Source organism: Qipengyuania polymorpha (assembly GCF_019711435.1).
Taxonomy (GTDB): domain Bacteria; phylum Pseudomonadota; class Alphaproteobacteria; order Sphingomonadales; family Sphingomonadaceae; genus Qipengyuania; species Qipengyuania polymorpha.
The window spans coordinates 606,829-629,432 of sequence record NZ_JAIGNK010000002.1 but is presented as its reverse complement, the minus strand read 5'-3'; the positions used below and the strand labels follow the sequence as shown (position 1 = coordinate 629,432).

The 22,604-nt window shown below is 63.4% G+C and carries 18 protein-coding genes; 4 read left to right on the top strand and 14 right to left on the bottom strand.

The window, feature by feature from the left end; all coding sequences use genetic code 11:
* Positions 1-15 precede the first annotated feature (15 nt).
* From K3152_RS08310 to K3152_RS08245, 14 genes are all read right to left on the bottom strand, one after another.
* Positions 16-1,254: a cytochrome P450 gene (locus tag K3152_RS08310; RefSeq protein ID WP_221573620.1), complete on the bottom strand. Its 1,239-nt coding sequence runs from the start codon at positions 1,252-1,254 to the stop codon at positions 16-18.
* On the bottom strand, positions 1,251-2,801 hold the full coding sequence (locus K3152_RS08305; protein WP_221573619.1) for a Dyp-type peroxidase: 1,551 nt from the start codon (positions 2,799-2,801) through the stop codon (positions 1,251-1,253). The genes K3152_RS08310 and K3152_RS08305 overlap by 4 nt, the downstream gene beginning before the upstream one ends.
* The gene (locus K3152_RS08300) at positions 2,798-4,414 is read right to left on the bottom strand and encodes a hypothetical protein (protein ID WP_221573618.1); all 1,617 of its coding nucleotides are present in this window, start codon (positions 4,412-4,414) and stop codon (positions 2,798-2,800) included. The genes K3152_RS08305 and K3152_RS08300 overlap by 4 nt, the downstream gene beginning before the upstream one ends.
* Before the next feature lie 245 nt (positions 4,415-4,659).
* Positions 4,660-5,973: an oxygen-independent coproporphyrinogen III oxidase gene (gene hemN, locus K3152_RS08295; protein WP_221573617.1), complete on the bottom strand. Its 1,314-nt coding sequence runs from the start codon at positions 5,971-5,973 to the stop codon at positions 4,660-4,662.
* Positions 5,974-6,005: 32 nt separating this feature from the next.
* Positions 6,006-6,215: a hypothetical protein gene (locus K3152_RS08290; protein ID WP_221573616.1), complete on the bottom strand. Its 210-nt coding sequence runs from the start codon at positions 6,213-6,215 to the stop codon at positions 6,006-6,008.
* A complete protein-coding gene (gene ccoS / locus K3152_RS08285; RefSeq protein ID WP_221573615.1) occupies positions 6,212-6,367 on the bottom strand; it encodes a cbb3-type cytochrome oxidase assembly protein CcoS in 156 nt (51 codons plus the stop codon). The genes K3152_RS08290 and ccoS overlap by 4 nt, the downstream gene beginning before the upstream one ends.
* Positions 6,364-8,487, bottom strand: a complete 2,124-nt coding sequence (locus tag K3152_RS08280; protein WP_221573614.1) for a heavy metal translocating P-type ATPase — start codon at positions 8,485-8,487, stop codon at positions 6,364-6,366. Before K3152_RS08280 ends, ccoS begins: the two co-directional genes overlap by 4 nt.
* On the bottom strand, positions 8,484-8,930 hold the full coding sequence (locus tag K3152_RS08275) for a FixH family protein (protein WP_221573613.1): 447 nt from the start codon (positions 8,928-8,930) through the stop codon (positions 8,484-8,486). The genes K3152_RS08280 and K3152_RS08275 overlap by 4 nt, the downstream gene beginning before the upstream one ends.
* Positions 8,930-10,513 (bottom strand): cytochrome c oxidase accessory protein CcoG, encoded by a 1,584-nt coding sequence (gene ccoG, locus K3152_RS08270; RefSeq protein ID WP_221573612.1) that lies wholly within the window; start codon positions 10,511-10,513, stop codon positions 8,930-8,932. The genes K3152_RS08275 and ccoG overlap by 1 nt, the downstream gene beginning before the upstream one ends.
* Positions 10,500-11,411 carry a cytochrome-c oxidase, cbb3-type subunit III gene (gene ccoP, locus K3152_RS08265; protein ID WP_221573611.1) on the bottom strand — a complete coding sequence of 304 codons (912 nt, stop codon included), beginning with the start codon at positions 11,409-11,411 and terminating at the stop codon, positions 10,500-10,502. Before ccoP ends, ccoG begins: the two co-directional genes overlap by 14 nt.
* Entirely contained in the window at positions 11,401-11,565 is a 165-nt protein-coding gene (locus K3152_RS08260; protein ID WP_221573610.1) for a cbb3-type cytochrome c oxidase subunit 3, read from the bottom strand. Before K3152_RS08260 ends, ccoP begins: the two co-directional genes overlap by 11 nt.
* On the bottom strand, positions 11,562-12,326 hold the full coding sequence (gene ccoO / locus K3152_RS08255) for a cytochrome-c oxidase, cbb3-type subunit II (RefSeq protein WP_221573609.1): 765 nt from the start codon (positions 12,324-12,326) through the stop codon (positions 11,562-11,564). The genes K3152_RS08260 and ccoO overlap by 4 nt, the downstream gene beginning before the upstream one ends.
* Positions 12,327-12,338: 12 nt before the next feature.
* A complete protein-coding gene (gene ccoN / locus K3152_RS08250) occupies positions 12,339-14,012 on the bottom strand; it encodes a cytochrome-c oxidase, cbb3-type subunit I (RefSeq protein WP_221573608.1) in 1,674 nt (557 codons plus the stop codon).
* Positions 14,013-14,092: 80 nt separating this feature from the next.
* Positions 14,093-14,842: a helix-turn-helix domain-containing protein gene (locus tag K3152_RS08245; RefSeq protein ID WP_221573607.1), complete on the bottom strand. Its 750-nt coding sequence runs from the start codon at positions 14,840-14,842 to the stop codon at positions 14,093-14,095.
* A gap of 94 nt (positions 14,843-14,936) precedes the next feature.
* Between K3152_RS08245 and K3152_RS08240 the strand changes: the two genes are divergently transcribed.
* The 4 genes from K3152_RS08240 (at position 14,937) to K3152_RS08225 (ending at position 22,599) form a co-directional block, all read left to right on the top strand.
* On the top strand, positions 14,937-15,605 hold the full coding sequence (locus K3152_RS08240) for an OmpW/AlkL family protein (protein WP_221573606.1): 669 nt from the start codon (positions 14,937-14,939) through the stop codon (positions 15,603-15,605).
* A 226-nt stretch (positions 15,606-15,831) separates the two neighbouring features.
* Positions 15,832-17,514: a BCCT family transporter gene (locus tag K3152_RS08235; RefSeq protein WP_221573605.1), complete on the top strand. Its 1,683-nt coding sequence runs from the start codon at positions 15,832-15,834 to the stop codon at positions 17,512-17,514.
* 364 nt (positions 17,515-17,878) lie between these two features.
* Complete coding sequence (locus K3152_RS08230) at positions 17,879-20,551, top strand: TonB-dependent receptor (RefSeq protein ID WP_221573604.1); 2,673 nt, start codon at positions 17,879-17,881, stop codon at positions 20,549-20,551.
* An 80-nt stretch (positions 20,552-20,631) separates the two neighbouring features.
* Positions 20,632-22,599 carry a tetratricopeptide repeat-containing sulfotransferase family protein gene (locus tag K3152_RS08225; protein ID WP_221573603.1) on the top strand — a complete coding sequence of 656 codons (1,968 nt, stop codon included), beginning with the start codon at positions 20,632-20,634 and terminating at the stop codon, positions 22,597-22,599.
* The last annotated feature ends 5 nt before the right edge of the window (positions 22,600-22,604 follow it).

Below are 22,604 nucleotides of genomic sequence, written 5' to 3'. Positions count from 1 at the left end.
CGGTGGCGGCGATACTCAGTCCTTGTCGAAAACTACCGTGAGCGAAGCAGGGAAGAAGCCCTCATAGGCGAGCTTGCCCGCCGGGCGCTTCGCGCGCCGCAGGTTCTTGCGGCGCAGCAGCGGCGCGCAGATGGCCGGGAACATCGCCCGGTTTATATGCCTGCCGAAGCATTCATGAAGGCCGAGGCCGAAGTGCAGATATTCATGGGGCTGGCGCGTCGGGATGAAGCTGCCTGGGGAGGGGATGCGCCGCGGGTCGGACATGGCAGACTGGATGGCGGCAAGCACCTTGTCTCCCTTGGCGACCTTGTGCGACCGCTTCGTACCTTGGGCGATGACGCAATCGCAGGTCGCCTCGCGTGGCAGGATCGGGGAGATGGGGTCGAAGCGCAAGGCTTCGAAAATATGTCCGAAGGTAAGCGCTTCGTCGGGCTCGCGGGCTGCTTTTTGCGCGGATGCGAGGGCATCGGGCCGGCGCAGCAGCTGTTCCAGCGCCTGCGGCAGGACCATGGGCGGCTGTGGCGGCCCGCCGATGACGAGGGCGGACAGCATGGTCCGGATGAAGAGGTCGTCCCAGCCTTTTTCACCCTGCTGCTGGAGGGCAAGCGCGCGGCCGAGCAGGTCTTTCTGGCTGAAGTCTCCGCTCGCACGCCGTTTCTCGATGATATCCTCGATGTGGCGCAGCAGCGCGGGGGCCATCCACTCGATTTCCTCGTAAAGCGATTCGTCCGACCCGAGGAACTGGTATTCGAACATGCGGGTCGACCATATCCGCATGTCCCCGATTTCTGGCTTCGTGACGCCGAAATAGTCCTCGAGGATGTCGAAGGTCACTGTCCGGAACAGTGTGTCGACGACTTCGAGCCGGCCACCCGATGCAGCCACGATGGCCTCGGCCCTTTGCTCGGTCGCATCGGCCAGCCAATCCATGTCCTCCGGGCGCGCCAGCGACTCGAGGCGGCCGAGTTGCGAGCGGTAGGCGTCAGTGTCCTGCATGCCGATGAAGGCCTCGTGCCCCTCCATGAGCACCACCAGTTTCTTCGCATATGGAACCTTGAAGGCCTTGTCGGTGAGGAGGACCTCACGCACGTCGTCATGGAGCGTGACGACATGCACCGAGCCGATTTTCGCAATCGGCCAGAGGCGGCGAAATGCCGCGAACAATCCCGGCAACGCAGCCCGCACCCGGTTCATCACCCATTGCTTGAGCTTGCCGGTGCGGTTGCGCAGGATGGGAGCACCAGTCCGGGTCATAACCGCGAGAGCCATTCGATTGCCGGCAGGCTGGGCATGAAGAAGTAATCGCCGCCAGCCAGCCTGGTGTGGTTATGGACGGTGACGCGGCGCCGCACCGGCTCTGCGCCCATGCTGAAGTGCGACTTGGGGCCGAGCAGCGGGTCCGTCTCGTCGAACAGCGTCCTGAAAGAGGGACTCATCATCCAGGTCTGCTGCACGAACTCGAACTGCCGCTCGATATCGGCGTTGATGACCCCGAACATCAACCCGCGTTCGACGCCGTCATCGACCATGCGGTCTTCGATATAGGGTCCGAACTTCCTCGCGCGCCGGATAATCCGGTGCCGGTTGCTCGATGCGAGGAGGGATTTTGTCTGGGATGGCTTGGTCGCCAGCCCGTCGCGCGGGTTGCCGCGCCTGATGTGCGACCCGAGCGGACAGCCCAGCCCTGCGCGATCGTCATCGAAGTAGAGAAAGTCGTTGTCGGGCACCGCCGGGTCCTTGCGCTTCAGCACCCCGCCGGGGCGCAGCACGTCGCCCGCCATCGAACGTCCGATAACACGCTCGCCAACCCAGTCTTCACCGAATGGCCTGCCGGTCTTGGGGTCGGGGCCCATCGAACGCGCAATGCGCTTGGCGCTCTTCCAGAAGCCGGCAACGTCCTGCCTGAGTTCGCGCACCACCAGGTAGGTTCCGTTGAACAAAAGGTCCAAGCCCTCTTTATCGTCCGGATCTGCGAGGCCTTTGCCCTGCCTTTCGACCAGAGGTCCCTTGGTCACCTCGTGATGGCCGTCGACATGGCCCAGCAGGACATCGCCCAGGGCAATGCCGTTGACGGGGTCCGGCTCGGGAGGGGCATCGTGGACCGCTTTCTCGTCCCACGGAATTGGCTGCGAGAGGCCGTCGACGAAACCGTAATGCTCGCGCACCATGCCTTCGCCGTCGAAACCTAGCGTCGTTTCTTTCGCCCGGACCACGTCGACATCGCACTGCTTGAGAACATCGGCAGTCCTTTGCGCCCAAGCGGCGGCCTCCGGTGCCTCCTTGCAGTGAATGATGAGGATGGCATGGACGGTAAGTTCGGTCTCGACCTCGATGCTGTCGCGCCTCGGCAGATTGGCAAGCTGGCCTGAACCATCGCCGGCATGGTCGAAGGGCGTATTCGCGCTCCACAGCGGGCCGCCTTTGATGACGCATTCGCTCCAGTCCTTGCCGACCCGGTCGTTAAGCCGCCGCATCCGGTCGGTCTGGAACATCCCCTCGCGAAAGGGTTGCGAGAAGCCGGCGAGGATCTCCTCGCCGACACCCATCTTGCGCAGGCCCGTCGCGGTAATTCCGAGCGAGACCGAGGAATCCTGCTTGCCGTCGGCAGGTGTGACGGGGGCCACTTTCTCCAGCTTCTGGAGCCATTTCCCGCCATGGGCGGTTCCGGGCCATTTGAACTGCAGCAGCAAGGTCTGCGAGATCGGAAGGTGGCTGAAGCCGCTGACCACCATGCCTTGCACCTCGTGGGCATGCGACTTTGCAAGCTTCCACGAGCTGCCGTCGAGGTTCTTGTCGCTCACAGGTCGTCCGCCCATTGCCGGGCCGCCGCCGGCGGAAGGCTGGCTGCGCACAACCCGTTTGCGATGCGGTTGTTGCGCTCGATCTGGTCGACGGTGAGCGTGGGGTAGGCGCTGACCCAGAACCGGGTCGGCGACATGCTGTGCCGCGCCCAGTTCTTGAACGCCCGCCCATGCGCGGCACCGTCCTCGATGATCATGGTGACCGGGGGAAAGCCCACGCTCCCGCACCACACGGCGGTGACGCCTTCGTGCGCCTTCTCGATGAAATCGTCGAAATAGGATTCCCAGCTCAGGTCGTAATTGCTCAGGAACAGCAGCCGCGAGCCGTTGTTGACGAAGGCCCATTGCGCGCAGTGGATCGTGCGCATCGAACCCAGGTACCCGTCACGAACCGCTGCCCGCAGCGCGAGATGGATGAGCGGAGTGCCGATGTAGGACATCGCCCTGCGCGGTATCTGCGGGCGCAGCGAAACCACGGAGACCATGTGGTTTTGCGGGATCCAGTCTTCCATCTCCCTCATCTGGCGCAGGGCAACAGGATCGGTGACCGGCCCGTCCTGGCTGGAGTCGTGTCTTTCCAGATAGCGCATCCAGATGAGTGCGGCAGGGACCAGCACGGCCACGAGCCAGACGATGCCCCATGCCAGCTGGCGCGCCGATGCCTGCCACGCTTCCGGCCAGGCCATGTCCTTCGCAACAAGATTGACGCTGGCGCTGACCGGCCAGCTTAAAAGGAACAGGACGGCCAGCGCGCCGATAATCTTGAAGGCATTGGTACGGGCGAGCGATAGCAAGGTGTTGGAGCTGGAGGTGCCGACGTCCCCCGCGGGTCGCCGGTAGCGGGTGAAGAAAAGCCAGACCGGAACGGCGACGAGCGCTAGCAAGACGCCCAGTGCGGTGTTTCCCAGAAGTGCCGCGAGTATCGCGCCCGGGACGAGGGCGAGGTGCAGCACCAGGAACAGGACGGCTGCGAGCTTCGCCCAGTCGAGCAAGCTTTCGCCCAAGGGGATGCGCGCGGCCGGTTTCTGGCCGAGCCACTCGAACCGGGGCATCAGCTGGGATCGCAAGGCGAGGCGCACGTCTTCCGAGGATTTCCCGTTCCACGCGCCGCCGCCGTCATGCAGCCGCTGCTCGACGGCTTCCGCGAGTGCTTTCTCGGCGAGGATCCGTTCGCGCGGCAATCCGCGATTGCCATGGAAGAACGCCTTGGGGCGCATGACATGACGTTCGAGGAAAGGGGCAGGATCGCGGCGTGACCGGTGAGCGGTGACAAGATCGTAGAGTTCGGCAGTGTCGTCCAGAGGGCGCTTGCAGCAGCGCAGGGCTTCGCGCAGGGCCTCTCCCAGAACCGCCTGCAATTGCGCCCAGAAGGGCCCCTCGGGACCATCGAAATTTGCCTCGATGACGAGCAGCGGATCGTAATCGCTCGATTCTACCATGCAGATGGAAAGGAAATGGCAGGTCGGGAGCCGCGCCAGTATATCGGGATAGTGACCGGGTTCACCTTCGCGCCCGACCGACCTCCCGCCACGCAGGTCGACGAGCAGTCGCACGAGCTTGTCCTCGTGCGAAGGCTTGACCTCCAGCGATATCGAGCGGGTGTTCAGCCGCATGCCATTACCCCCGTTGAGCAATATGCGACCGATTTGTTTTCGATTGAGGTTATAAAAGATACATGTAGCGCCGCCAAAAGCAATAGTGTTGCGTTTGTGCCTATACTTCAACCGAGAACGGAAAGTCCTGCCCCCGAAAAGCGGGGGCGGCGTCAAAGCCGTGTTCTTCGAACAGGCAGGCGGACAAACCGGCCCGAATGTCTCGCGCTTTCATTCCGCCGTGATTTTTCGGTGCAGAGGGGCGGCTAGATTGCCGAGCTGAATTTCCTTGCGGCAGGCTGGCGGTAGGCATCGAAGAGCGCGGCAATCGAGCGCGCATAGGGCAGGCCTTCGGGAGGGATGGCGAGCCATTGCCCGTCGATCGAGGCAAGCCCGCGCTCGAGGAAGGGCTGCAGCCCCTCGTGGGCTTCGCGCATCAGGCGCCGGCCCAGCCGCGCGCGGCCCTGGCACAGGAGGTTCTCGATGACGGCAGAACGGTAGCGGTCTTCGGCGCTGCGCTGGATGCCGCGATTGGCCGACAGGCAGTCCTGCGAAGACAGCATGCGATAGCGCCCGCTGTTCTTTTCGTTTTGCGCCAGCACATGCGGGAAGCTGCTGATGGCCGATGCGCCGAGGCCGATCAGCACCTCGCTCTGGTCGTCGGTGAAGCCCTGGAAGTTGCGCCGCAGCGTTCCGTCGAGCGCTGCCCTCGCGAGCGGATCGCTCCCGGGCCTGGCGAAATGGTCGAACCCGATCGGCGCATAGCCATGCGTCGCGAAATAGCCGTAGCCCATCTGCGCCATGGAGAATCGCTCCTGCTGGCCGGGCAGGTTGCTGTCGTCGATGGCCCGCTGGCGCGGCACGATGTGCGGGACGTGGGCATAGCCGAACAGCGCAACCCGGTCGGCCCCGAGCACGCGCGTGCGCTGCAGGCTGTCTTCGAGATCGTGCATCGACTGGCCCGGCAGGCCGTACATGAGGTCGAAATTGAGCGAGGTCACTCCCGCCTCGCGCAGCCAGTCGACCGTTTGCACGATGCATTCCTCGGGTTGCACGCGGCCGATGGCCTGCTGGCATTCGGGCGAAAACGTCTGAACGCCAAGGCTGGCACGCTCGATGCCGACCCGCTCGATGACCTCGGCCCATTCGCGCGTCATCGTCCGCGGGTCGAGTTCGATCGACAACACCGGTTCGACCACGGGCAGGTTGAAAAAGAGCGCATCGACGAGCCGTTGGAAATCGTCGGGCGTGATGGCGTTGGGACTGCCTCCTCCGAAAGCAATCCTTCGGATCCGCGCGGATTTGGGCAGCTCTGCGGCCACCAGTCCGATTTCCCGGTGAAGCGCGGCGAGATAGGTTTCAAGCCGCTGGCGGCGCCCCGATGAAGCGGTGTTGCAGCCGCAGTAAAAGCAGATTTTCTCGCAGAAGGGGATGTGGACATAGAGCGATATGTCGCCCTCTGCCGTGCGGAGAGCGTGGCGGTGGATATCGGGTTCCAGACTGCCGAACTCGGCGGCGGTGGGATAGCTCGTGTAACGGGGCACGGGCCGGGCGAGGAGATCGGGGTAATAGGTCCACATGCCGTGCCTCTTGGGAGAGGCATGGCGCGCCGTCATTGAGCCAGGTCAAATCTCTTGCGGCATGATGCGGAATGGCAGGCCTTGGCAGCGCAAGGAGGCTCGGGCGGGGCCTCGCGCCTCAGGGGGATCTCGATCGAGCCGCCATTGCACAGGCTGGCGGTGATCGTCCTGTCGGAGGCCGGCAGCGGCCCGAGGGCCAGTGGCATCAGCGCGATCAGGCCCGCAAGGGCGTCGAGCTTCATTCCTCATCCTCGTCGTCGTCGTCGATCAGGATGCGCTGCGCTGCGCCATCCAGATCCTCGAACTGGCCCTTCTTCATCGCCCAGAAAAAGGCAGCAAGGCCCAGCATGCCGAGGCCGAGCGCGATGGGTATGAGGAAGGCGAGACCGGTCATCGCGCTGCCCTTGCCAGCCGGAGCGAATTGCCGACCACGACAAGCGAACTGAGCGACATGGCCACGGCGGCAATCAGCGGCGTGACCATGCCGGCGAGCGCCAGCGGCACGGCGAAAATGTTGTAGATGATCGCGAAGGCGAAATTCTGCCGCACGATTACCATGGTCCGGCGGGCGACCTTCACTGCCAGCGCGACCGGCTTGAGGTCGCCGCCGAGGAAGACGGCATCGGCCGCCTGCTGGCTGACGTCGCTGGCGCTGCCGGGCGCGATAGAGGCATGGGCCGCGGCAAGGGCAGGGCCGTCATTGATGCCATCGCCCACCATCAACGGGCGGTGACCGGCCGCCTTCAATTGTTCGAGATGCGCCAGCTTGTCGTCGGGGTGCAGCCCGGCTTTCCATTCCAGCCCGAGTTCGGCAGCGAGCGCGCCGACAGGCCCCTCCCGGTCGCCCGAGAGGATCGAGCTCTCGACGCCCGCGCCCGACAAGTCTGCCAGCGCCTGCGAGGCATCGGCGCGGACCGGGTCGGTGAAGACGATGTCCGTCACCTCGTCGCCGATGCGCAGGCCCGTCGCGATCTTCGTTCCGGCGGCATCGGGGCGCGCGAGCGCCACATGCGTACCCTCGAACAGGCCCGTGACCCCGCGGCCGCTCTCTTCTGTGATGTTGTCGAGTGCGGCGGCTGCCACCCCACGGGCTTCCAAAGTCTTGGCGATGCCCCGGCTCAGCGGATGGCGGCTGGTGCGGGCAAGCGCGAGCGCGACAGAGGCCTGCCTCGGGCTGAGATGACCGAGCTCGGGAAGGGGCTCGCCGAGCGTCAGCGTGCCGGTCTTGTCGAACACGGCGACATCGACCTCGGCGAGGCGTTCCAGCGCGCTGCCGTCTTTCACCAGCAAGCCGCGGCGGGCAAGCGCGCCGGATGCCACGACTTGGGCTGCAGGAACGGCCAGCCCCATGGCGCAGGGACAGGTGATGATGAGGACGGCAATCGCGATGACGAGCGACTGGTGCCATCCCGCCCCGGCGATCATCCAGCCGGCGAAGGCGAGCAGTGCCAGCGAATGCACGGCGGGTGCATAGAGCCGCGAGGCGCGGTCCGCGATGCGGACATAATGGCTGCGCGATTGCCCGGCTTCATCCATCAGCCGCGCGATTTCTGCGAGCGCGGTGTCCGAAGCCGCAGCGGTGACGCGCACGCGAACCGGATTGCCCAGGTTTATCGCACCGGCATAGACCATGTCGCCGGTATGGGCGGCCTGCGGCGCGCTTTCCCCGGTGAGCATCGCATTGTCGAGCGTGGTTGCGCCCTCTTCGATGATGCCGTCGGCGGCAAGCGCCTCTCCCGCTGCCACCAGCATGACCATGCCCGCTTCAAGGTCTTCGGCAGCAAGGGTGCGCTGGCTCCCGCCATCCTCCAGCACCAATGCGCTCTTGCCCATGCGCGAGAGCAGGGCACCTATACCTGCTCGCGTCCGGTTGCGCATCGTCGCGTCGAGCGCCCGTCCGGCAAGCAGGAAGAACAACAGCATGACCGCGCTGTCGAAATAGGCATGTTCGCCGCTGGCGATGGTTTCATAGAGGCTCAGCGCGGTTGCCAGCAGGACACCGATCGAAATCGGCACGTCCATGTTCGTCCGCCGGTGGCGCAGCGCCATGGCGGCGCTCGCAAAGAAGGGGCGTCCGGCATAGGCGATGACGGGCAGGGCGATAATCGCCGAGAGCCAGTGGAACAGGTCGCGGGTCACGCCGCCGGCGCCGGACCACACGCTGACCGACAGCAGCATGATGTTCATCATGCCGAAACCGGCGACCGCCAGCGAGCGGAGCAGCAATCTGGCTTCGCGGTCGTCGCGGCCCATCGGGTTTTCCGCCACCGGCTGTGCTTCGAAGCCGATGTCGGCAATCGCGTCGACAAGGTCCTGGATATCGAGCTTCGCCTCGTGGCGGACCGCCACGCGCTTGGCCGAGAAATTGACGCGCGCCGCTTCGACACCGTCGAGCTTGGCCAGGCCGCGCTCGATCTTCGAGATGCACCCGGCGCAGCGCATCCCGGGTACGGTCAGGCGGCTGTCTTGCAGGCTGGCGGCTGCAAGCGCGTCGATATCGAGGGGCGCATTCATTGCACCTCGACCTCGTCCACCCAGCGGCTGCCGTCTGTCTCGATGGAAATGCGCGCGATCCAGCGCCCTGCAGGAAGGTCGTCGGTCGACGCATAGGTGTCCGCACCCGTCTGCTCGAATTGCAGCGCCATGTCTTCGGGCTGGCCGAGCGGGCGGCGAAGTTCGGCCGACAGCAGCGCATAGCGGGGGACTCCGCGGGTCGTTACGACCAGCCGGTCATCATGGCCGCGCAGCGCAGTGGCTTCATAGCCCAGCTGTTCGCCCGCGCGCGCTTCCTCGAGCCAGCCATTGTATTTCTGGCTGGCGACATAGGAGTTCTCGACCACGACGCCGCCGAAACCGCCGATGGCGAGCGAGGCCATGTAGAAATTCACCGCGATCACGATGCCGAACCCGGCGATCATGATCATGGCCATGTGCTTGCCTGTAAACTCGCGGCGCATCACTGGTTCTCCGGCGCATCGAAGCGCGTTGCGACTGTGTCGGTTTCGCGCTGGGTGTCCAGCGACGTGAGGCGGAAACTGAATTCCTGCGATGCGGCCCCGGCGGGCACGGCAACATAGGCGCGCACCTGCCGGACCTGGTCGGCAGGCACGGTCACCCGCTGCGTCGCGGCTGCTTCGTCAAGGCCGATGGTGTCGGTCCACATGATCGCGTCGGGCAATCCCTCGACGGCGATTTCCATCTCGCGCGGGCGGCTTTCCATGTTGCGCAGCTTGAGCGTGTAGGAGTTGCGCACCGATCCGTCCGACATCAGCATGAAGGGCGGGTTCCGGTCCGGCGCGACGGTGAGATCGGTGTGGGTGCGATTGCCCAAAGCGAACAGCAAGGCTCCCCCGATGCCAGCCCAGATCATGAAATAGGCGATGGTGCGCGGACGCAGCAGCGTGCGCCAGGGTGGTTTGACTTCGCCGCCCGCCGCCTCGCGCTCGCAATCCTCCAGCGTCGCGTAGTCGATCAGTCCGCGCGGCCGCCCGATATCCTGCATCACCCGGTCGCAGGCATCGATGCACAGCGCACAGGTGATACAGCCGATCTGCGGGCCCTCGCGGATGTCGATACCGGTGGGGCAGACCTGCACGCATTGCATGCAGTCGATGCAGTCGCCGAATTGTCCCGGGTTTTTCTGCGCCTTCTTGACGCTCCCACGCGGTTCGCCGCGCCAGTCCTTGTAGGTCACCAGCAACGACTTCTCGTCCATCAGCGCGGTCTGGATGCGCGGCCAGGGGCACATGTAGATGCACACCTGTTCGCGCATGAAGCCGCCGAGCGTCACCGTGGTCAGCGTGAGGATGGCGACGGTGATGTAGGCAACCGGCGCTGCCTCTCCGGCGAAGAAGTCGCGGAACAGCGTGGGCGCATCGGCGAAATAGAGGATCCAGGCCCCGCCGGTGACGAGGCCGATGGCGGCATAGATCGTCCATTTGAAACCGCGGCGCGCAACCTTGCCCCAGGTCCACGGAGCCGCATCGAGGCGCATGCGCGCATTGCGATCGCCATCGACGAAGCGGTCGACGTGCTGGAACAGGTCGGTCCAGACCGTTTGCGGGCAGGCATAGCCGCACCATGCGCGGCCGACTGCACTAGTCACGAGGAACAGCCCGATCCCCGCCATGATCAGCAATCCGGCAACGAAGTAGAATTCGTGCGGCCAGATCTCGATGCTGAACATGTAGAAGCGCCGGTTGGTGAGGTCGACGAGCACGGCCTGGTCCGGCGCATAGGGTCCACGGTCCCAGCGCAGCCAAGGGGTGACGTAGTAAATCCCCAGCGTGACCAGCATCACCAGCCACTTGAAGCGCCGGAAAGGCCCGTCGATGCGCTTGTTGTGGACCGCCTTGCGCGGCTCGTAGAGCCGCGCGGGCAGGTGTTCGCGAGGGGGCTCGTGGGGTTCGTGCCGGCGGGTCGCCGCTTCGGGCTCGGCGACCGCGCTCGACACGGGCTTGTTGGACTTGGCTATCCCGTCCTCGACGACGACCGACCAGTCGCGCCCGCCGCCGTCTTTCGGAGTGTCAGGGTTGCTCATCGACCTCTACCTCGGGATTTTCGGCGACCTCCAAGAAGTCTTCGCCTCCCCCGAGCGAGTGGACATAGGCAGCCAGCATCTTGATCGTCACCGGATCGAGGCGGCCTTCCCACTTGGGCATCATGCCCATGCGGGGCTGCAGGACCTGGCGCTTGATGGCCTCGCGGCTGCTGCCGCGCAGCCAGATGGCATCGTTGAGCCTCGGTGCACCCTGCGCCCGGTCGCCTTCGCCGCGCACGCCATGGCAGGCTGCGCAATTGTCGGCATAGATCTGTGCGCCTGCGGCATTGGGTTCCGCCTTGCCGCTCAGCGCAAGCACGTGATCGGTCAGTGCGTCGAGTTGTGCGCTGTCGAACGCACCCTCGAACGGCGGCATCACGCTGGTGCGGGTCTCGTCGTCGCCAGCCTGCCGGATGCCGTGGACGAGCGTATATTCGATCGCCTTCAGGTCGCCGCCCCACAGCCAGTCATCGTCGTTGAGGTTGGGGTAGCCAAGCTCCTGGCTGCCGGCTGCGCCCGAGCCGTGGCACTGCACGCAGTTTACGCGGAAGGCAGCTGCGCCCCCGGCAACCGCCTGCTGCATCAGGGCGCTGTCTTCTGGCAGGCGCTCGATCGGAATGCGTGCAAGCTGTTCGCGCACATCGGAGCGGGCCATCTCGGCTGCGCTCATGTCTTCCGCCAGATCACCGCGGCTCGACCAGCCGAGCACGCCCGCGGTGGCGCGGTCGATCATCGGCCAGGCCGGATAGGCAATCACGTAACCGATCGCGAAGACGATCGTCAGGTAGAAGGTCCACAGCCACCAGCGCGGCAGCGGGGTGTCGAGTTCTTCGATACCGTCCCATTCATGGCCGACGGTTTCGGTCCCGGTCGGTTCGTCGACGCGCTTATTCGCCATCGTCCTGCCCCTCGAAAATCAGTGTTGCGGCTTCGTGGTTGCGCTGCTTGGCACCGGGCCGGAACGGCCAGGCGCACAGCACCACGAAGAGGATAAGCATGCCGACCAGCGCATAGCTGTCGGCAAAGTGGCGCAAGGTCTCGTAAAAGCTCACCGGCCCTTCTCCTCGGCCAGTTCCTCGTAGGGAGCCGCGCTTTCGAAATCGACCAGCGTGCCGAGCATCTGGAGATAGGCGATCAGCGCATCCATCTCGGTCAGCTTGGCGGGATTGCCGTCGAAATCGCGGATCTGCGTCTTGGGATAGCGCTCGGCGAGGTCGCCCGGATCGAGTTCCGGATTGGCCTGGGCGAGCATGTCGGCCTCTGCCTTCTCGATGTCCTCGTCGCTATAGGGCACGCCCACGCGGCGCAGCGCGGTCAGGGTGGCGGCGGGATCGCCGATATCGAGTTCGGTTTCCTTGAGGAAGCCGTACTGCGGCATCACGCTTTCGGGCACGACGCTTTGCGGATCCTCGAGGTGCTGGACGTGCCATTCGTCGGAATAGCGCCCGCCCACGCGGGCAAGGTCCGGCCCGGTCCGCTTGGACCCCCACTGGAAGGGATGGTCGTACATGCTTTCGGCCGCGAGGCTGTAGGGGCCATACCGTTCCACCTCGTCGCGGAACGGGCGGACCATCTGGCTGTGACAGACATAGCAGCCTTCGCGGATGTAAATGTCGCGCCCGGCCTGTTCGAGCGGCGAATAGGGGCGCACGCCTTCGACTTCCTCGATCGTGTTCTCGAGATAGAACAACGGCGTGATCTGCACGAGGCCGCCGATGGCGACGGTCACGAAGGTGCCGATGGCCAGCAGGGTGATGTTGCGTTCGAGCCGCTTGTGGCCCTTCACGGTTTCTTCGACGACGGGATCGGTCATGTCTTATGGATCCTATTCGGCCGGTACGGCGCTGGGCTGGGTGACGATGGGGCGATCCTTCTCGGGATCGTAGGCAGCATCCTTGAGCGGCGCTTCCTCGCGCTGCTTGCCGGCCAGGGTCATCCAGATATTGTAGCTCATGATGATGGCGCCCGAGAGGTAGAGCAGCCCGCCCACCGCACGGATGACATACATCGGGAACATCGCCGAAACGCTGTCCGCGAACGACCAGACGAGGTAGCCGTCGGGTCCGTATTCGCGCCACATGAGGCCCTGCATGATGCCGGCGACCCACATGCTGGCAGCGTAGAAAACGATGCCGATGGTCGCGAGCCAGAAGTGCCAGTTGATCATGCGCAGCGAATACATCCGCTCGCGCTTCCACAGGCGGGGCACGAGGAAGTAGACGCAGGCGAAGGTGATGAGACCGTTCCAGCCGAGCGCGCCGGAATGCACGTGGCCGATGGTCCAGTCCGTGTAGTGCGAGAGCGAGTTGACGCTCTTGATCGACAGCATCGGGCCTTCGAAGGTGCTCATGCCGTAGAAGGCCAGCGCCATCACCATCATGCGGATGATCGGGTCGGTGCGGACCTTGTCCCATGCCCCGTTCAGGGTCATCAAGCCGTTGATCATGCCGCCCCAGCTCGGCATCCACAGCATGATCGAGAAGACCATGCCCAGCGTCTGCGCCCAGTCGGGCAGTGCGGTGTAATGGAGGTGGTGCGGACCCGCCCAGATGTAGAGGAAGATCAGCGACCAGAAGTGGATGATCGACAGGCGGTAGGAGTAGACCGGACGTTCGGCCTGCTTCGGCACGAAGTAGTACATCATCGCCAGGAAGCCGGCGGTCAGGAAGAAGCCGACCGCGTTATGGCCGTACCACCACTGGGTCAGCGCGTCCTGCACACCGGCGAAGGCGGAATAGCTCTTCGCCCCCAGCAGGCTGACGGGCATGGCGAGGTTGTTGACGATGTGCAGCATCGCCACGGTCACGATGAAGGCAAGGTAGAACCAGTTGGCCACATAGATATGCGGCTCCTTGCGCTTCGCCAGCGTGCCGACGAAGACGATGAAATAGGCCACCCAGACGATCGTCAGCCACAGGTCGACGTACCATTCCGGCTCGGCATATTCCTTCGACTGCGTGATGCCGAGCAGATAGCCGGTAGCGGCCAGCACGATGAACAACTGGTACCCCCAGAACACGAACCGGGCGAGCGTCGGGAAGGCGAGCTGCGTGCGGCAGGTGCGCTGCACGACGTAGAAGCTGGTTGCCAGCAGCGCGTTGCCGCCGAAGGCGAAGATGACGGCACTGGTATGCAGCGGGCGGACGCGGCCGAAGTTGAACCACGGCTCGATATTGAGCTGCGGAAAGGCAAGCTGCGCGGCGATGAAGACGCCTGCCAAGAGGCCCGCCAGGCCCCAGAACATGGTGGCGATGACGCCCCAGCGGATGGGGTCGTCGTCATAGCGCGAGGGGCCGTCGGGCATCTTGAAGAAGCCTTGCGCCTTGCCCATCGGGTCGAACCGCGATGCGCTCATCCAGATCATCACGAAGCCCAGCGCCGCAATGATCCAGGCGTGCGCAGCAAAGCCGCTGTCCGCCGCACCAAGCGCCGCCGCCATCGCGACGAGCATCACCAGGAACCACAGGCCCACCCGGCCCAGTGCAGTTTCCGCTTGCATTGAAATTCTCCGTCCTTTTGTCGCTGGTTAGGCGGACACCCCCTCAAGGGCATTGACCTAGGTCAAATTCGAAAAAGAAATCAAGCAGCCTCCAGCAGGAAGCCCGCACGATCGCGAAGGTGACCCCGTGCACCGAGGATCACACCGGAACGACCGGCGGTCTGGATGACGCCCTCTTCCTTGAGCTTGGTCAGCTGCCGACTGACGGTCTCGATCGTGAGGCCGAGGCTTTCCGCAATGTCGCGGCGCGACATGGGCAGGTCGAGGAAAATCCGCCCGTCCTGCTCGCTCCCGATCCGTTCGGCCATTCCGAGCAGGAACACGGCAATGCGTTCCCCGGCCGTCTTGCGCCCCAGCCCGATCGCATTCTCGCGGCAGCGGCGCAGCGATTGCATGGTGGTCTCCAGCAGGCGCCTGAGTACGGCCGGTTCGCTCGATGCCAGCGTGCTGAAGTCCGTCCAGCGAAAGGAAAGGATGTCGCAATCCTTCAACGCGCTGACCGAATAGGAGTGGTTGCCGGGCTCGGGGACCGTGAAGACCTCACCGGCAAAATGGAAGGCGACGATCTGGTCGCGCGATTCCGAAGCATGGGCGACCAGCTTTGTCGCTCCGCGCACGACAAAGACGATGTGCTGGCCGCCGTCCCCGAATTCCAGCGAATTCTCCCTGCCGAGCTGGCTGGAGCGCGCAGCCGCCTGGAACCTCAGATGCATGGCATCGGAAAGGTTCGGAGGCAGGAACTGGTCAGCGAACCGCTGGAAGGCTTCGGCGAATGTCGTCATGCGCGTCTTTTCGCGCGGCTCGCCTGCAGGTGCCTTGATCCAGGTCAATGCAGGCGGGGAATTTCATGTCCAGAAGTCGGCCCTGCGCTGCAACTTCCCTGGGCCACACGGTGTGGCCACTGCGGCGCACGAGGATGATCGAATGAAAAAGTTGCTCGCCGCCGCTTTTGCCAGCGCGGCAATGCTCGCCACCCCCGCGCAGGCACAGGACGACGCAGGCAAGGTGCAGGTCAAGCTGCTCGGCACCTATGTGGCGCCGGATGGCAAGATTACCGAAAAACCCACGGATATCGTCGGCCTGCCCGCCGATACGCAGACCGAAGCAAACGACAATTTCGTGCCGACGCTGGCCATCGAATATTTCGTCAGCCCCGAATTCTCGATCGAGACGATCTGCTGCATGACCCAGCACGATGTCGATGCCGTGTCCGGGCTTGCGGGTGCCGAACTGGTCTCGGACGCCAAGCTCATCCCGGCGACTTTCACGGCGAAATACCATTTCGACCTCGATGGGGTGAAGCCCTACCTCGGGGCAGGGGCGACCTACTTCTGGTGGGTGGATGTCGAGCCGGGTGCGGACACCATCCCGCTTGGCGTGACGCGCACCACGCTGTCGGACGAGCTCGGTTTCGTCCTCCAGGCGGGCGCCGACGTGGCGCTGGGCGAGAGCGGGCTTGGTTTCACGGTGGATGCCAAGCGTTACTTCGTCGATACGACTGCCCGCTGGTATGCCGGTGATACGCTGGCCATCGAGACCGAGCACAAGCTCGATCCATGGGTCCTGAGTGCGGGCATGAGCTACCGCTTCTAACCAGGTCCGGGGAGGTGCCCGTACTCGGAATACGGGCACCTCCCCCGAACCTCGCTGCGATGCAGCTGGTCGAGGTGTCGCGGGCAACCTGTTTCACGGCGGAATGGCCCGCACGTTGCATCTTGCTGCAGGTTTCCTATGCTTGCGCCTCTTCGCCGCGGCAGGCGGCTCCATTGTTCGCCTGTCACGCCGGTAAAGCCAATCGTGCGAACAGGAAGCCCATCAGATGCAACCCCAAGACGACGCCGCCGTGGCGCCTCCTCTCGTCGAACTTCCCATCAATACGCACGATCGCGGGTTCTATGACGGCTTCAGCCGGGCGGTCACGATCCCGTCGAAGGTCATCGTCTCGCTCATCATCATGTGGGCGATATTCTTCCCGGTAAGTGCCAGCGAAACGCTCTCGGCCGCCAATTCGACGATCATTTCCAGCTTCGCCGGCTGGTATGTCTATCTCGTCGCGGCGCTGATGGCTGTGTGTTTCCTCCTTGCGCTTTGGCCGCAGGCCGGAAGCCTGCGCATCGGTCAGCAGGACGAGCGTCCCGAGTTCGGGCGCTTCTCGTGGTTTGCCATGTTGTTCGGGGCGGGAATCGGTATCGGCATGCTGACATATTCTGTTGGCGAGCCGATGGCGCATTTCGCCAACAACCCCGACATTATCCGCGGCACCATCGAGCCGCTGTCCGCAGAGGCTGTCCGGCCGGCCTATATCTACACCTTCCTCCATTGGGGCTTCGCTGCCTGGGGCAGTTATGCGCTGGTGGGGCTGGCTATCGGCTATGTCGCTTATCGCCGGAACCTGCCGCTTACGATCCGCTCCGCGCTAGCGCCGCTCTTCGGCCTGAGGTTGACGGGTATCTGGGGGCATCTGATCGATATCGTCGCGGTCGTTGCCACGATCCTCGGCGTGGCCGTGACCATGGGGCTGGGGGTCGAGCAATTCGTGGCCGGGCTCGCACGGTTGGAACTGGGTGACTGGCTGCTGGATGCAGATGGTTCTTCATCAGCCGCTGCCGTCATCGTCGCGCTGCTGGTGCTGGTCGGAGCTTCGACCATCAGTGCGCTGTCGGGTGTCGGGCGCGGGATCAAGTGGCTGTCCAACCTCAACATGGGGCTGTCGTTTGCCCTGCTGGTGCTGTTCGCCATAGCCGGTTCCGGATTGCTGGGACTGGAGCTCTTGGCGGTGGGCCTGTGGGATTACCTGCGCACCATCGTGCCCAATTCGCTGACGATGTTTTCCGGTGGAAGCGAGACCGGCGATGCCCTGGTCCAGTGGCAGCTCGACTGGTCCGTTTTCTACTGGGCATGGTGGATCGCCTTTGCGCCCTTCGTCGGCATGTTCATCGCGCGCATCAGCCGCGGGCGTACCGTTCGCGAATATGTCCTGGGCGTCATCCTCGTGCCATCGCTGATGTGTTTCGTGTGGATGACGCTGGTAGGCGGGACCGCCATCGATCTCGAATTGTCCGGCGCGGCGGCGGGATCGATTGTCGAGGCCGGCATTTCCGACCAGCTCTTTGCCACCTTGTCGGTGCTCCTTTCGGACGGCGTTGCGAATGTTGTCTTCGGTCTCGTGGTCATCCTGCTGATGACCTACCTTGTCACATCGACCGACAGCGCCATCCTTATCGTCAACACCATCAACGGTGCAGGCGAGACCGAGGGGCAGCGGCGCCGGCACATCCTGTTCTGGGGTGCGGCGCTGGCGCTCGTGGTCGGCTCGATGCTGATCCTTGGCGGGATCGACGCCATCCGGATCACGATGATAATCGGCGCCCTGCCATTCTCTTTTGTGGTGGCGCTGATGGCCATTTCCATTGTGAAAGCAGTCGTGTTCGACATTCGCCGCAAGCGGCATGGCGTTCCGACTACTGCGGATGGGTGCGCCGAGTGGGAGAGCGCAAAATAAAGCGCCTACAATAGGTTGTAGTCAGCGAACCCCTGATTTACGAATAGATAGATTTCTATTTGAAACTACTTTTAGTTGCACTTGCGCTAAAGCAAAATAGCAACCTATGCGAAAAGGTATAAGCTTCTAATTATTGCAGAATAATCGGTACAGTCTTCAAGTAGCAAAGTCTAATTCGATTCCTGTTGTTCTTTCGCAACATTCGCAAATTCATTCGGAGAAATTGCGTTCCGGCTGTGGCCGCGTCCAAATCGCCCTCTTATTGATTTCGTTGAGCGGGAATGTGTGAGCAGGCTTGCTACCAATATTGGGCTTGCACCTCGCAAGTCCGCCCAAACAGATCCGGATGGGGGAAATTCCAGTCATGAAGACTTTCGTCAGCGGCGCGTCCGTCAGCGCGCTTGCCATCGCCATCGCATCGCCTGCCGTGGCTCAGGAAGCCGAGCAACAGCCCGAGACGCAGCAGCGCCAGGGCGGGGTCCAGACCATCGTCGTCACCGCGCAGAAGCGCAGCGAAGACCTGCAGGACGTGCCTGTCTCGGTGGCAGCCATCGGCGCCGAACAGCTCGACGAACTCGCCATCGACACGTTCGAGGATTACCTCGAGCAGCTTCCCACCGTCACCGCCGGCGGTAGCGGTCCGGGCCAGAGCACCATCTACATTCGCGGACTCGCCTCGACGACGCCCAACCTGACGACAGCCGGTGTCGCCGGCCTTGCCCCGAACGTCGCGCTGTACCTCGACGAACAGCCGCTCGCGCAGCCGGGCCGCAACCTCGACGTCTATGCCGCCGACATGGAGCGTATCGAAGTCCTCTCGGGTCCGCAGGGCACGCTGTTCGGCGCCAGCTCGCAGGCAGGCGTCGTCCGCCTCATCACGGCCAAACCGTCGCTTTCGGGCTTCGACATGAGCGCCGATGCCGGCCTCTCCTTCACCAAAGGCGGCGAAGCCAGCTACAAGGGCGAGGTCATGGTTAACCTGCCCGTGGCCGAAACCATCGCGCTTCGCGCGGTCGCCTATTACGACCACCAGGGCGGCTATATCGACAATGTCCTCGGCACGCGTGACCTCAGCGAAAGCGCGCGCTTCCGCCCCGAAGGCACGGTGCGCGAAAACGGCGTGCCCGTGAACGCCCTTCGCGCCGGTTTCCAGGCCGGAGCAGACCTGTCGGACGTCACCTTCATCGAGGCGGACAATGCCGACCTCGTGGAAGACGATTTCAACGACACGCAGTATATCGGTGGCCGCGCCACGGCGCTGTGGGAAATCACGCCCGACTGGAATCTTACCGTCGCTCACACGCGCCAGCAGGTCGACAGCGACGGCGTCTTCTTCGCCGACCCGAACCTCGACGGGCTCGACGACCTCGAAATCGAGCGCTTCGTGGACGACACGCTGGAGGATGAATTTTCCAACACCAGCTGGACCATCGAGGGCCGCCTCGCCGCGCTCGATATCGTCTACACCGGTGCCTATACCGACCGCACGACCGAGCAGGTCGTCGATTACACCGACTACCTCTTCGTCGGCCAGTACCTGCCCTATTACATCTGTGACGGCAGCGTGACCTATCCCGGCAGCGCCGACCCGAGCGGCACCTGCTACTCGCCCATCCTCAACGTGCATTCGCTCAGCAACACCAAGGTGTTCACCAACGAGTTCCGCTTCAGCACCGATGCGGACCACTGGATCCGCACGACGGGCGGTGTGTTCTTCTCCGACCTCGAACTGGAAGAGCGCAACAACTTCAACTACCCGTCAAACACGCTCGCGGACCCCTTCGGCGAGTTCAAGCCGAACTTCCCCTTTCCCGGCTTCAACACCGACCCGGGTCCGTTCGCGCCTGAGACCATCTTCCGCAACGACATTCGCCGCACCGACAAGCAGTTCGGCATCTTCGGCGAAACCAGCGTGGATATTGTCCCCGACCTGCTGACGTTCACCGGCGGCATCCGCTATTACAACGTGCGGGTCGATTTCGAGGGCAGCGCGAACTCCAGCTTCTGCAACAGCTTCAGCGCAGAAGACCAGAACGCCTTCGGGACCAATATCTCGGACCTCTACGATGGTGACGGACGCTATACCTTCATCGGTAGCTGTGACCCGGCGCTGCGCCAGACCTTCACGCGCGAGGATACCTTCCGCGATATCCGTGATGCAGGCCTCAGCCAGTCGCAGGCGCGCCAAGTGTTCAATGCCATACGCGCGCCCGGAGAGGCGAAGGCCAAAGGAGTCATTTACAAGGGAACTCTGACAGTCACGCCTACTCCGGACCTAATGTTCTACGGCACCTATTCGGAAGGGTTCCGTCCCGGCCTGCTCAACCGCCCGGGCGGCGCGACCAATGGTGCAGGTTTTGTTGTTCCGTTTGAACTCGAAACCGACGAGGTGAAGAACTACGAGTTGGGCTGGAAAACCGAGCTTGCTGACAGTCAACTTCGCTTTAACGGCAGCGCCTTTTATGTCGATATCAGCCGGCTGCAGATCACTATTTTCGATCCCTCAATCACAAATCTCTTCTTCTCGGATAACGCTGCTAACGCTCAAATTTTAGGCGTGGAGGCAGACTTCAGCTACGCGCCTTACGCAATCCCGGGTCTCACTGTCTCGGGCGCTTTCTCGGTTCTGGATACCGAAATTACCGAGGTGTTGCTGGTCGATGACGCGGGGAACGTAGTCACCGATGACATCGTGGTCGGATCTAATCTGGCATATGCGCCACCATTCCAAGCAAACCTTCGCGCTCGTTACGAATGGCCAATATCGAATGACTGGGAGGCCTTCATTCAACCTCAGGTTTCCCACTCGGCGTCTAAATTCACGGATGTCATTGAGATAAATAAAGACAAACTCGATAGCTACACGATATTCGACCTTGCAGTCGGCGTGAAGAACCAGCAGTGGAGCCTTGAGCTATTCGGCGACAACCTGTTTGACGAACGTGCGCAGATTGCTGGGAATTTCGGAAACGACGTCAGCCGCGACACAATCAACCGTCCGCTGACGGTCGGCCTGCGCGTTGGTTTCGACTACTGATAGCGCGTTTCGCGTGAACGAAAGGCGGCGGGAGCGGTTCGATATCGCTTCCGCCGCTTTTGCTTGTTAGGGCGCGGGGCATGGCAGTGCGTGAAGATACTTTGAAAGCAGCACAGGCGGCGCTCCAGGCGGGCGATTTCGCGCGCGGCCGGGCCCTCGCAGAGGAACTGCTCGCACTCGATGGCGAGGATGCCGAAGCGCTATACATGCTCGCTGTCGCCGCCCGCTTCTCGAAAGATTTCGCAGGCGCCGAGAATGCGCTGGGCAAGCTGCATACAGCCATGCCCGAATATGGCCGCGCATGGCAGGAAGCGGGGCATCTCGCGCGTGACCGGGGCGAGCCAAACGAGGCCATTGCAGCCTACACCCGCGCCACCCGCTTCAACCCCGCTCTCGATGCGAGCTGGCGGGCGCTCGCCGACTTGCTCTCGCAGGCGAACCGCATGGCGGAAGCCCGTTCGGCACAGGCGCAGGCAGAGCGCATCGCAACCCTCCCGCGCGAATTGGTCGCGGTCACGCACCACCTGCACGAGGGCAGGCTGCTGCGCGCAGAGGATATTTGCCGCCACTACCTGCGCAGCCATCCCAAAAGCGTCGAAGGCATGCGGCTGCTCGCGCAAATCGGCATCAAGCTGGGTATTTTCGACGATGCCGAGTTCCTCCTCGACAGTGCCAAGACCTTCGAACCCGACAATGTGCAGGTCCGCCTCGACTATATCGATGTGCTGCGCCGGAGGCAGAAGTTCGAACGCTCGCGCGAAGAGGCAGAAGCGCTGCATAAGCGCGACCCGGAGAACCCGTTGTTCCAGTCGCACCTCGCCATCGAGAGCATGCAGACGGGCGACTATGACCGCGCCTTCGAACTCTTCGATGCAGTGCTTGAAAAACTGCCGCGGGACCCCGCCACGCTGACCAGCCAGGGTCACGCGCTCAAGACCACGGGCAAGCAACAGGAAGCCGTCGCCAGCTACCGCGCAGCCTTTGCCGCCAAGCCCGACCATGGCGATGCCTATTACGCGCTCGCCAACCTCAAGACTTATGAATTTCCCGACGAGGAAATCGCCGCCATGCGCGAGCAGGTCTCCCGCGCGGACCTCGCCTTCATGGACCGCGTCCACCTCTCCTTCGCGCTTGGCAAGGCCTACGAGGACCGCGGCGATTACGAGCAGTCCTTCCGCTTCTACGAAGAGGGCAATGCGCTGAAGCGCGCGCAGACCCGATACAGCGCCGATGCGATGAGCGAGGAACTGGCGAAGCAGGCCGAGGTCTGCACGCCCGCACTGTTCGACGCGCATGCCGGAGCCGGCCATTCCGCACCCGACCCGATATTCATCCTCGGGCTGCCGCGAGCGGGCTCGACACTGCTCGAGCAAATCCTCGCCAGCCACAGCCAAGTCGACGGGACGCTGGAACTGCCCAATATCCTCGCGCTCGCCCACCGGCTACGGGGCCGCAAGGCAGGACAGTCACGCTATCCGCAGGTGCTGCACGACCTCACCCGCGAGCAGCTCGCCGCATTCGGGCAGAAGTTCATCGAGGATACGCGCGTTCACCGGCAGGGCGCGCCCTTCTTCATCGACAAGATGCCGAACAATTTCCGCCACATCGGCCTCATCCACCTCATCCTGCCGAATGCGAAGATTATCGATGCGCGCCGTTCGCCGATGGATTGCTGCTTCTCGGGCTTCAAACAGCTCTTTGCCGAAGGACAGGAATTCACTTACGGCCTGACCGAGGTCGGCCGCTATTATTCCGACTACGTGGCGCTGATGGACCACTGGGACCAAGTGTTGCCCGGCAAGGTGCTGCGCGTGAACCACGAGGATGTGCTCGACGACCTCGAAGGGCAGACACGCCGCATGCTCCACCATGCCGGCCTGCCGTTTGAAGAAACATGCCTCGACTTCCACAAGACCGACCGCGCGGTGCGCACCGCCAGCAGCGAACAGGTCCGCCGCCCGATCAACCGCAAGGGCCAGGATGCGTGGAAGCCTTTCGAGCCATGGCTCGGCCCGCTCAAGCACGCGCTCGGTCCCTTGGCGGCCTGACATCT